Origin of the sequence: Tannerella forsythia (genome assembly GCF_001006485.1) — a bacterium.
Classification (GTDB): domain Bacteria; phylum Bacteroidota; class Bacteroidia; order Bacteroidales; family Tannerellaceae; genus Tannerella; species Tannerella forsythia.
Genome location: NZ_JUET01000096.1, coordinates 20,426 through 32,835, shown reverse-complemented (window position 1 = coordinate 32,835; position 12,410 = coordinate 20,426). Strand labels below are relative to the sequence as shown.

At 50.6% G+C, this 12,410-nt stretch carries 6 protein-coding genes; 4 read left to right on the top strand and 2 right to left on the bottom strand.

Features of this window, described 5'->3' with window-relative positions; translation table 11 throughout:
* Positions 1 to 354 precede the first annotated feature (354 nt).
* Genes Tanf_RS09620 through Tanf_RS09605 form a run of 4 tightly spaced genes read left to right on the top strand, consistent with a single transcriptional unit; the run spans position 355 to position 4,839 of the window.
* Positions 355 to 1,752 (top strand): undecaprenyl-phosphate glucose phosphotransferase, encoded by a 1,398-nt coding sequence (locus Tanf_RS09620; protein ID WP_014226155.1) that lies wholly within the window; start codon positions 355 to 357, stop codon positions 1,750 to 1,752.
* Positions 1,753 to 1,755: 3 nt separating this feature from the next.
* Entirely contained in the window at positions 1,756 to 2,178 is a 423-nt protein-coding gene (ruvX, locus tag Tanf_RS09615) for a Holliday junction resolvase RuvX (RefSeq protein WP_014226154.1), read from the top strand.
* Between the two features lie 11 nt (positions 2,179 to 2,189).
* The gene (gene def / locus Tanf_RS09610; protein ID WP_046825733.1) at positions 2,190 to 2,747 is read left to right on the top strand and encodes a peptide deformylase; all 558 of its coding nucleotides are present in this window, start codon (positions 2,190 to 2,192) and stop codon (positions 2,745 to 2,747) included.
* Positions 2,748 to 2,751: 4 nt separating this feature from the next.
* Positions 2,752 to 4,839 carry a tetratricopeptide repeat protein gene (locus Tanf_RS09605; protein ID WP_046825730.1) on the top strand — a complete coding sequence of 696 codons (2,088 nt, stop codon included), beginning with the start codon at positions 2,752 to 2,754 and terminating at the stop codon, positions 4,837 to 4,839.
* 36 nt (positions 4,840 to 4,875) lie between these two features.
* Here the strand turns inward: Tanf_RS09605 and Tanf_RS09600 are convergent, their stop codons facing one another.
* Together Tanf_RS09600 and secA are read right to left on the bottom strand one after the other, a co-directional pair.
* Positions 4,876 to 8,934 (bottom strand): hybrid sensor histidine kinase/response regulator transcription factor, encoded by a 4,059-nt coding sequence (locus tag Tanf_RS09600; protein ID WP_052449074.1) that lies wholly within the window; start codon positions 8,932 to 8,934, stop codon positions 4,876 to 4,878.
* Positions 8,935 to 9,017: 83 nt separating this feature from the next.
* Entirely contained in the window at positions 9,018 to 12,356 is a 3,339-nt protein-coding gene (gene secA, locus Tanf_RS09595; protein WP_046825729.1) for a preprotein translocase subunit SecA, read from the bottom strand.
* Between the last annotated feature and the right edge of the window lie 54 nt (positions 12,357 to 12,410).

The window sequence follows — 12,410 nt, the reverse complement described above, 5'->3', positions numbered from 1 at the left end:
CCAAGCTTGTAGAGGAAAGTAACATACTTATATTCGCAATCTCCGAGACACACCGACCGTCACGGAGCCAACAGTCGTGTGTTATAGTCACCCAAACAACCGAATTTGGGAGGGATTGAGCAGCAATGTAAGCAAACTCACAAAATACGTTTTAGAGGAAAGGTAGTAAAAAATGACGATTATACACAAACACACCCCACCGAGCCGTGACTGAATTTTTCGACCGGCTGCATGTTGGCCATTTTACTTATCGATGTATGACACTTACGATTAGAAGATGCAACTCGGGAAAAAGCTTCCGGTCGTTTTTTTAACTCTGAAATATTCGTTACCTTTGTCAATTCTTACAACGAGATGGAAAAAAGTTCAAAACAAGGATATTTTCTTCAGTGGCTGATTGGTATGGGCGATTTAATGATTTTAAACGCCCTGTTTTTCGGTATTTACTACGCTCTTGAACCGGTATATACCCAACCCATAGCCCACAGCCTTAAAGAAGTCTTATTGTTGCTTAACTTTTGCTACTTTTTTGCCTTGTATTTCGTACCGATCAAAATACATCTCTCCATCGTGTTTTTGGATAATGTCGTACAGCGCTCGTTTACCCTGGTTACGTTTCAAACGTTTTTGTTCTGCACGTGTCTGGCGTTCTTGAAAGTAGGTAGCTCATTGGTCATTTTTCTCTTTCTTTACTACGTTTCCGTGTTGTTATGTCTGTCTTTATGGCGGATTCTGATGCGTATCTTTGTCAAAATCTATCGTCGCAAAGGGTATAATGCCAAGAACATCATCATCATCGGAGCCGGAAAAAACGGAATGGAGCTTTATAACGTGCTTCGAGACGATTTGGCATACGGATTCAACGTATTGGGCTTTTTTGATGATAATATGGCTCTGAAAGAGGTACTGCCGAATTATATAGGGCCTATTGAGGAAATGAATGATTTTGTTTCGGAACATCAAATAGATGAGATTTATTGTACCATCCCCGGTTCGAACAGTGATAAAATATCGAACTTGCTGCTTTTTGCCGAGAAACATATGATTCGTTTCTACATCGTTCCGGAGTTTTATCGCGATATTAAAAAAAGCATGGTGATGGAGATCCTGGAGTTTATTCCTTTGCTCTCGATTCGTAACGAACCCTTGCAATCGGTCTCGAAACGAGCTGTCAAGCGGACATTTGATATTGCGTTCTCCACACTCGTGCTTCTCTTGTTTTATCCCGTGCTTTATATCGTGGTCGGTATGCTAATCAAATTAAGTTCTCCCGGACCGATATTGTTTAAGCAGAAACGCACCGGCATATACGGTAAAGAGTTCGACTGTTACAAATTCCGGACTATGAAAGTAAATAAAGACGCCGATTTGGTGCAGGCTGTTAAAAATGATCCGCGCACCACGAAAATCGGAAGTTTTCTTCGGCGGACGAACTTGGACGAAATGCCTCAGTTTCTTAATGTATTGTTTGGCGATATGTCGGTCGTAGGACCGCGTCCTCATATGCTCAAACATACGGAGCAGTATTCTAAACTGATCGATAAGTATATGGTGCGTCATCTTGTTAAACCGGGCATTACCGGCTGGGCACAGATTACCGGTTATCGGGGCGAGACGAAGACGTTGGAACAGATGGAAGGACGTGTCAAGCGCGATGTATGGTATATTGAGAATTGGTCGTTCTTTCTCGATCTGAAAATTATTTTTGTGACAGTCTTGAATATGTTCCGAGGTGAAAAAAATGCCTATTGATTTATGGGAAGGATTATGGCCGTTGATTATGGACAGAAACGTACCGGATTGGCTGTCACTGATATGCTGAAAATGATTGCCAACAGATTGACCGTTGTGTCAAGCCGTGAAGCGACGGGGTACATCGCCCGGTATGTGTCGCAAGAACCGGTGGACCTGATTGTGGTCGGCTATCCGAAACAGATGAACAACGAGCCTTCCGAAAACATGAAACGTGTGGAAGCCTTTGTGGCTCAACTCACAAAAACACTTCCTTCCATTCCGGTAGAGTATTATGACGAGCGTTTTACTTCGATCATGGCTCAACGGGCATTGATTGACGGAGGTTTGAAAAAGAAAAAACGGCAAGACAAAGGATTGGTCGATGAAATCAGCGCTGTTCTGATCTTGCAGGGGTTTCTCGAACGATTAAGAAATAAACGATAAAACAGAATATGATGATATTACCGATTTATACATACGGACAACCTGTATTGAGAGAGCCGACAACGCCGATAGATAAAGACTATCCCGATCTGAAAAAGTTGATTGCCGATATGTTCGAAACCATGTATCATGCCGATGGCGTGGGGCTGGCTGCACCGCAGATCGGCCGATCGATAAGCCTTGTGGTGATTGACGGAACACCGGTAGCTAACGACCGTATCGAGTGTAAAGACTTCAAACGTGTGTTGATTAATCCGGAGATCATCGAGGAAAGCCGTGAGACGGTAACTTTTGAGGAGGGTTGTCTTAGTTTTCCGGGAGTTCACGAGAAAGTAACGCGTCCGGAGAAAATCAAGGTACGGTATATGAACGAACATTTTGAGCCGCAGGAGGAGAACCTTGAGGGGTTTGCCGCACGGATCGTCTTGCACGAGTACGAGCATCTGCAAGGACATGTATTTATTGATAATATATCGGCCATTCGCCGACAACTCAATAAAGGTAAACTGAACCATATTGTCAAGGGGACGATGTCGTGTTCCTACCGTATCAAACCGTTGAAGAAATAATGAGATGAGACAAACGTTCGCCCTCTTCTTTTTTCTGTCTTGCATGTTCACGGTGAGAGCGCAGGTCAATACCGACCGGGTGATGGCCATCGGCAGAAATGCGCTTTATTTCGAGGACTACGTGCTGTCAATTCAGTACTTTAATCAGGTCATCAAAGCTAAACCGTGGCTGGCTGAACCTTATTTCTACCGGGCCGTAGCGAAGCTGAATCTGGACGATTTCAAAGGTGCAGAGGAAGACTGTTCGTTAAGCCTTGAGCGTAATCCGTTTTTGGCACAAGCGTATTACGCGCGGGGAATTGCTCGTCAGAGCCTCGAGATGTATGATGAAGCGATCGAAGACTATAACAAAGGACTGGAATTTAAACCCGACGATCGCCCAATGATGTCGAACAAGGCAATTGCCTATGTTCAGAAAAAGGATTTTAGTGATGCGGAACATGTTTTCGAAGATTTGATCCGTGCTCATCCCCAATATTCGCTCGGCTACCTGACACGCGGCGCTATGTATCTGGAGAAAGGAGATACGGCGCTTGCGCTGAACGATTATGACAAAGCGATCGAAATTGACCCGTATCATGCCCCATGTTACGGAAATCGGGCGATTGTCCTCTACCAGACAGGTCGTTTCAAGGACGCCTTGGCCGATTTGAACGAAGCCATCCGTCTTAATACGCGGGAGAGCGGCTACTACATCAACCGTGGACTCGTACGTTATCAAATGAATGACTTGCGGGGGGCTATGGCTGACTATGATCAAGTGATCGATATGGACAACAGAAACTTGATTGCCCGTTTTAATCGCGGTTTGCTACGTGCACAAGTGGGAGACAATAACCGGGCGATTGAAGATTTTGACGTAGTGCTCGAGCAGGAACCGGACAATTATATGGCGTATTACAACCGCGCCCTGCTGAATCATGAAGTGGGCGATTACAGAGGCGCTATACGAGATATTGACGTCGTGTTAAAGCAATATCCCAATTTCTTGCCCGGTTATTACAGTCGTGCCGAAGCCAAACGGAAGCTAAACGATTTGAGCGGAGCCGATCGGGATTACCTCACGGCGATGAAACTGGAACAAGATAAGCGTCAAGGGCAGAAGCCGGGTGCCGAAGCTTCCGACAATTCCGAAAAGGGAACAAATACCCGTGAAGAGTCGGACAAGAATATCGATAAGTTCAACCGATTGGTTGTTTACGACAGGAAAGAGGAACAAGAAAGCAAGTACCGTAGCGAGATACGTGGAAGGGTACAGGATCGCAACGTGCATGTCGACCTCGAACCGCAGTTTATCCTGACGTATTATGAAAAAAACAGCGAAGTACAGGAGTCTGTCTATTACGATAAGACGGTCGAGCAATTCAATGCGCGCATGGTACTGTCATGGAAACTGTTATTGACAAACAAGGAGGCGGCCTTGACCGAAGAACAGATTGCCATGCACTTTGCTTCCATCAATGAGTATTCTGCTAAAATAGAGAGAGAACCTAATAATCCTGATAACTACTTCGGACGCGCCATCGATTTTATGCTCGTGCAGGATTTTGCGGAAGCTATTCGCAATTTCGATAAAGTCATCGAACTGGATCCGTCTTATACCTTGGCTTATTTTAATCGGGCTTCCGTTCGTTACAAGCAGATGGAGTACAATCAGTCGCAGGGTTATACGGATGAACAGGCAAGTACGCGAACCATCAACTTTCAATTGGGCAGTAGCAAGGCTCCCGTTATGAATGAGAATCCGGTAAACGATCTGCCACAAAGTCGATTGAAAGAAGAAGCGAAAGGCTATGAACATGAATTGATTATCCGAGATTACGACTTTGTTATTCGTCAAGCTCCCGGCTTTATCTATTCATATTATAATCGCGGTAACCTGCGATGTGCCCAGCGCGACTTTCGTGCGGCTATTGCCGACTATAATGAGGCGATCCTGCGTGATCCCGAATTTGCCGAAGCATATTTCAATCGTGGCCTCGCACGGCTCTCGCAAGGCGATGCTACGCACGGTATTGCCGACCTGAGCAAGGCCGGCGAATTAGGTATTTTGAATGCTTACGGCATCATCAAACGCATGACTGCGAATTGATCCGACAGGCAGAGATATTTCCCTGAAGTGATATTTTTACCCTTTCTTCTCGGTCGAATGCGGAGCGGGAGGGCGGGCGCGGAATTCGGAGGGGGACATGCCGAATTGTTCGCGGAAGCATTTGGAGAAATATTTTGGCGAGCCGAAGCCCACGTTGTATGCCACGTCGGCGATATTCATTTCGGGGTGGTTCTGAAGCAGGCCGGTGGCTTTCTTCATCCGGATGGTCTGGATAAATTCGTTGGGCGTTTGCCCGGTCACACCTTTGATTTTATGGAACAGACGGGTGCGTCCCAGCGCCATTTCGCGCGAGAAGAGGGCGACGTCGAAATCTTCGTTGGCCAGATGTTGTTCGATGACCTGACGGGCGCGTTCGATAAATTCGCGGTCGATGTCGTTCGAGGCGATGGCCGAGGGAGGGAGTTCGGTCGAGCGTCCGAATTTTTCCTGCAGCCGCCGTCGTCCGTCGATCAGGTTGCGGCAGCGTGCGATGAGCAGCTTCACATCGAACGGTTTGGTGATGTAGTCGTCTGCTCCGAGGCGCAGGCTGTCGAGTTTGGCTTCGACGGCTGTTTGTGCCGTGAGCAGGACGACGGGGATATGCGACGTGGCGAAATTGTTTTTGATTCGCAGGCACATCTCGTTGCCTGAGAGCACGGGCATCATCAGGTCGCTCAATACGATATCGGGCTGATGCCGGATGGTTTTCCGGAGTCCTTCTTCGCCGTTCGAGGCGGTGTGAACGGTGTAGATCGGCTCAAAGATGCTTTGCAGCACATGAAGCAGCTCGGGGTTATCTTCTACGATCAGGATGGAAGGCAGCGTATGTACGCTTTCGGCCGTTTCGTCGGGATAAGGCGTGTCGGGCAGCGCATCGTACACTTCGACGGAGCGTATATGCCATTCGCCGCTCTCCGGTCGTTTGCGTTTCTGCTCGTCCGAGAGATGCCCGGCACCTTTTTTCATCACGACTTCAAAGACGCTGCCCTCGTCGATCCGGCTCGATACAAGAATCCGTGCCCCGTGCGCGTCGGCAATATGTTTCGTCAGCGCCAGTCCGATGCCCGTTCCGGGCGATACGGATTCGTCGGTTTTCAGCCCGGTATCTATTGCCTGATAGAAACGGTCAAAGATATGGGGGATATCGGTTTCGCGAATACCTTGTCCGCTGTCATGCACGGCGATACGTACCTCGTCGGCATGTTCGTTCACGGTCATCCCGATCTTCCCGCCTGCCGAAGTATATTTAAAGGCATTGGAGAGGAGGTTGTAGAATACTTTCTGCATCTGTGCCGGGTCGAACCATAAAGGTATGCTTTCCCGGTCGGCATGAAAGGTGAAATCGATCTGTCGGTGTTCGGCATATTCCTCGAAGGCAAGGTACATTTCGTGCATGAATTTAACGATGTCGTGTTCACTTGCACGGATCACGAGCTTACCGTTCTCGGCCTTGCGAAACTCCATCAACTCGTTGATCAGGTTTTGCATAAGCCCGATGTTGCGACGCACACTGGCCATGCGCCGGTGCACGGCCGCCGACGTCTTACCCGTCTGCATGATTGTATCTACCTGACTGGCGATGATGGTCAGCGGTGTACGGAATTCGTGTGTGATATTGGTGAAGAAGCGCAGCTTCGACTGGTTGACAGCCTCTAAATGCTCCTTTTCTTTCTTCTGATATTCGAGCGAGGCCACGAGCCGTACCCTCGATTGGACGAATCGCACGTAAAGCGCGGCCAGCAATGCCAGCAACAGGGCATAAGTCAGATAGGCATACCATGTCTTGTAGAAAGGAGGAGCCATGTTCAGCTTCAGCGCGGTGCGTGCCAGCACGGTACCGTCGATGGGCGAGACAGCCTCCAGTTCGAGGCGATATCTGCCCGGATGGATGCCGGTAAAGTTAAACCGATGAGCGCCGGGTTGCACCGGCATCCATTGTTCGGACAAGCCCAGTAACCGGTACCGGAAACCGGGACGGTTGCTTGCGATGAAATGATCGGACGAAAATTCGATCTCGAGCATCGACTGTTTATGATTCAACGTAACGGATTCGGTAAACGGCAGGGCGACGTTCAGGATGCCCGAATCATCGCCGGGCAGTACCGGCAGATGGTTGACCCACAGTTGCGAGAAGTGCAGCGTAAAAGGTGGCAGATTGCCAGCCAGCTTGTCTTCGGCGAAGGATACCATGCCGTTCATGCCGGCAATATACACTTCGTTATCTGCCGTGACGGTCAGTCCGCCGTTGTAAAGCGAGTTGAGCGGGAATCCGCTGCCGGGTCCGTAATGATCGATCTCGTGTGTGGAAGGGTCGAGGGTCGAGAAGCCCTGCGTGGTGGCCAGCAGTAATTTGCCCGAAGGCAACTCGGCCAGATTGCTGATATAAGCGTTCGGCAACGAACCGTTGTCGGAGTCGAAGCGGGTGAACGAATCGGACGAAGGATTGTAAAGATTCACTCCCCCTCCGTTAGTGGCAATCCATACGTTGCGTTTGCGATCGATGAGGATTTTGTTGATCTGGTTGTTGCTGAGCGACGACGGGTTGTCTTTGCGATGCGTATAGCTCCGGCAGATTCCCGTCCGCAGGTCGTACCGGTAGAGTCCGTAGCCGGCGATCCATAGCTGTCCGTCGTAGTCGGATTGCACATCGATAAAGTAGGTAGCCAATCGGTGCAATGCTTCGGAGAAGATGGAGAATTGCTTCGTGTGCGGGTCGAACAGATAGAGTCCGTTGTAGGTGGCTACGAGCAGGAGATCGCGGTAGGGAAGAATCGCCCGGACGATATTCGATTCGTAAAGACCGGCATTGATTTTGCGGTAGAACGTGACTTGTTGCGTCTTCGTATCGAGCATACACAAACCTTCCAGATGCAGGCCGAGCCATAGCTGACGGCGTGTACGGTCGTAATAAGCCGTCTTGATATTTTTCTGTCTCAGGGCCGCATAATCGGTGTAGGTTTTTTCCGACGGGTCGTAGGAGAGGAGGCCGTTGCCTTCGGTGCAAAGAAAGAGCCGGCCGTCTTCCGCCTCGATTACCCGGCTGATGACCGGAAAAGGTTTGTTCCTCAACACCCCCTTTTGCAAGTCATGGAACGTGTAGAAGTCGTGCTCGGGGTTGAAGTAATTGACTCCGCCGAAGTAGGTGCCTGCCCAAATCGTACCCTGACGGTCTTTGTATAAGTCCCAAACCGACTCGTTCGATAACTTTTGCAGGTTGTGCTCTTCCGAGTCGTAGTGTGTAAACTGCTCCGTGACGGTATCGAACCGGTCGAGTCCGTTCTTCGTACCGATCCATATTCCGCCGCTGTTGTCTTCGCATACGGTACGCACGAAGTTCGACGACAGGGCGCGTCCGTCGGCGCTCTCGCGGTAGTTGACGACCGTGCCGTGCGGCGTTATCCGGTACAGCCCGTTTTGCCATGTGGCGATCCAGAGATTCTGCCGGCTGTCTTCGTAGATCGATGAGACGCGGCTGCAACCCGTGATAAGCGGTCTGGCCTGCCCGTCGGCCCCGACCGTGTAGACCCCCGAATCGACCGTGCCGATGCGGAGCCGTCCGTTCGTACCCGTATGAATCCGCGTAATGACCGTTTGTGTACGGCCGATTTCGAGAAGAAGCGAGAACTTGCCGTCGCGATAGGAAAAGATACGGTTCTGCGCGGCCAGCAACAAACGGTCGGTGTCGTAGGCCATGGCGTCGTATGGGGTGTCGGTGACCCGTGACAGGGTGCGGGTGCGCAGGTCGAACCGGTCGATGCCGTTTTGGGTCTGGATGAATACGGAGCCATTGCCGTCGCCACAGATCATTTTAATTAAATTGCCCGACAGCGAATGCGGATCGTCTTCTTTCGGTTGCAACACGGTCATGCTGCTCCCGTTATAGAGATTCACGCCCTCGCGCGTGCCGAACCACATCGTGCCCAGCTCGTCCTGATAGATATTCATGACCGACAGCTGCGACAGACCCTGCTCGATACCGATTTTCGAGAAGTATACCTCGTCGCTCCGGGCGTATGACGCCGTCGCACATCCTGTCCCTCCGACGAGGGTCAGCACCAGGCGGTATATCCATATACGGGCGGTAAAGGGCATCATTCCGAATGTAATCGTTTTTTCGAAAGAAAAGAGACGTACCTTCCGGCGCGTCTCTTCAGTTTATATCTACTGTACAAGAATGTTTAGAGTCCTTTGCCGTGGCAGTTTTTGTATTTCTTGCCGCTGCCGCACGGACACGGGTCGTTCCGTCCCGTCTTCTTTTCCACGCGCACCGGTTCCAGAGGTTGCCGCGACGGTCCTGTGCCCGTCGGAGGCTTGGGAAGCAACGGATCGCCGTCGACCCGTCCGCCGCTGCTCACCGTATCTTTCTCCGTCCGGTAACGGCTCATGTCTGTACGTCGTTCGGGAGCGGCTTTGCGCACTTGCATCGATTGCTGTTCTTCTTCACGTACGGGTATCTGTCCGCGCATCAGTACGGCTACTGTCTTCTTATTCATCTCCTCCACCATGACTTTGAACAGGTTATACGCTTCGAGCTTGTAGATCAGCAATGGGTCTTTGTTCTCGTAGCTGGCGTTTTGTACCGATTGGCGCAGGTCGTCCATCTCGCGCAGATGCTCTTTCCACGACTCATCGATCATATGTAGCGTGATGGCTTTCTGAAATGCTTTGACGATGGCTCTCGAATCCGTTTCGTAAGCCTCTTTCAGGTTGCACGAGATGTTGTACATCCGTTTACCGTCGGTGATTGGGATCATGATGTTTTCATACATCGCTCCCTGACTCTCGAACACTTGTTTGATCACCGGATCGGCCACTTGCGCCATCTTTTCCATACGACGTTTATACTGTTTCAGGACCGCATTGAACACCTCGTTGATGAGCTGATCGGTTTTTGTTTCGCGGAACATTGCTTCCGAAACAGGGCATTCAAGTGCGAATGTCCGGAAAAGTTCTAATTTGAAACCTTCGAAATCACCACTGTCTGCTGCCTGTTCGACGAGTGCTGTGGTTGTGTCGTAGAGCGTGTTCATCACGTCGAGGCCGATACGCTCACCCATCAGGGCATGACGCCGGCGAGTGTAAATCACGCTTCGTTGCGAATTCATCACATCGTCGTATTCGAGCAGACGCTTACGGATACCGAAGTTGTTCTCCTCTACCTTCTTCTGTGCGCGTTCTACCGACTTGCTGAGCATGCTGTGTTCAAGCACTTCACCTTCTTTGAACCCGAGTTTATCCATCAGTCCGGCAATCCGTTCCGAAGCGAACAGACGCATCAGATTATCTTCGAGCGAAACGAAGAACACGGACGATCCCGGGTCGCCCTGACGTCCGGAACGTCCGCGTAACTGCCGGTCTACGCGTCGGCTCTCATGACGTTCGGTACCGATAATCGCCAATCCTCCGGCAGCACGTACGGCCGGCGACAGCTTGATGTCGGTTCCGCGACCGGCCATGTTCGTGGCAATGGTCACCGTGCCCGACTGTCCCGCTAATGCGACGATCTCCGCCTCTCGCTGATGTAATTTGGCATTCAATACATTGTGCGGAATCTTACGCATGTGGAGCATACGGCTCAACAATTCTGAAATTTCGACCGAAGTCGTACCCACAAGCACCGGCCGGCCGGCTTCGATCAGTGTGCTGATCTCTTCGATCACCGCATTGTACTTCTCGCGGGTCGTCTTGTAGATGCGGTCGTTCATGTCGGTACGCGCAATCGGCTTGTTCGTCGGGATGACGACAACATCCAATTTATAGATGTTCCAAAGCTCGCCGGCCTCCGTCTCGGCCGTACCGGTCATCCCCGACAGCTTATGATACATACGGAAATAATTCTGCAAGGTGATCGTCGCGAATGTTTGAGTCGCCGCTTCTACCTTCACCCGCTCTTTCGCCTCGATGGCCTGATGCAACCCGTCCGAATAACGACGGCCTTCCATGATACGGCCTGTCTGCTCGTCGACGATCTTCACCTGCCCGTCGATGACTACGTATTCGTCGTCTTTCTCGAAAAGCGTGTAGGCTTTCAGCAGCTGGTTGATTGTGTGCACGCGTTCGCTCTTGATCGAGTAATTCGTTAGCAACTCGTCCTTTTTGGCTTGTTTCTCCGCCTCCGATAATCCCATGTTGCTGATCTCCGACAGTTGCGAAGCGATGTCGGGCAGCACGAAGAATTGCGGGTCTTCCATGTTGCCCGTCAGCAGGTCGAGCCCTTTGTCGGTCAACTCGATGCTGTTGTTTTTCTCATCGATGACAAAATAGAGATCGTCCGTTACAAGGTGCATGTTGCGCATGTTGTCCTGCATGTAAAACTCTTCGGTCTTGAGCATGCTGGCTTTCACGCCCTGTTCGCTCAGGAATTTGATGAGCGCCTTGTTTTTGGGCAGTCCCTTGAACGAGCGATAGAGCAGGAGCGTTCCTTCTTCGTGTATCTTCTTGTCGTCGCTTGCCATCTTCGATTTGGCCTCGGTGAGGAGCTTCGTACACAAGTTCTTCTGGGCGTTGACAACGGTTTCTACCTTCGTGCGGTATTCGTCGAAGAGTTGTTCTTCGCCTTTGGGCACGGGACCGGAGATAATCAACGGTGTACGCGCATCGTCGATCAAGACCGAGTCCACCTCGTCGACAATCGCGTAGTTATGTTTGCGCTGTACGAGGTCTTGCGGGCTGATGGCCATGTTGTCGCGCAGGTAATCGAAGCCGAATTCGTTGTTCGTCCCGAATGTGATGTCGGCCAGATAAGCCTTGCGCCGGCTGTCGGAGTTCGGCTGGTGCTTGTCAATGCAATCGACCGACAGCCCGTGAAACATGTAAAGCGGTCCCATCCACTCCGAGTCACGCTTCGAGAGGTAGTCGTTGACCGTCACCACATGTACGCCTTCGCCGGTAAGGGCGTTGAGAAAGACGGGCAGTGTAGCTACGAGCGTCTTTCCTTCACCGGTAGCCATTTCGGCAATCTTTCCTTTGTGCAGCACGACACCGCCGAAGAGTTGGACGTCGTAGTGCACCATGTCCCATTTCACCTCGTTGCCTCCGGCTATCCAATGGTTCTGATAGATCGCCTTGTCGCCTTCGATGCGTACGAAGTCATGGCCGGCCGCCAAGTCACGATCGAAATCCGTCGCTGTGACCGTAATCTCTTCGTTTTGCACGAAACGACGCGCCGTATCCTTGACGATGGCAAAGGCTTCGGGCAGCACCTCTTCCAGCACTTTTTCATACTGATCGGCAATCTTCTTTTCGATTTCATCTACTTCCGCCCAGATCGTTTCGCGTTCTTCCAGTTCTTTTTCGTCGATTCCCTTACGCAATTCTTCGATGCGTTTTTTCTCTTCGCTCACGTAATCCCGTATGCGCTTGCGGATGTCTGCCGAACGGGCGCGCAGTTCATCGTGCGAGAGCGCTTCAATGGCCGGGTAAGCCGCCTTGATCTTATCTACGTAAGGCGTAATTTCTTTTAAATCTCGTTGTGACTTGTTGCCGAACAACTTCGTCATTATTTCGTTAAATCCCATATCGTTGTATTTGTTAATTTCTTAGTTGTTAATAGATGTTTGGTGTGAAATCCG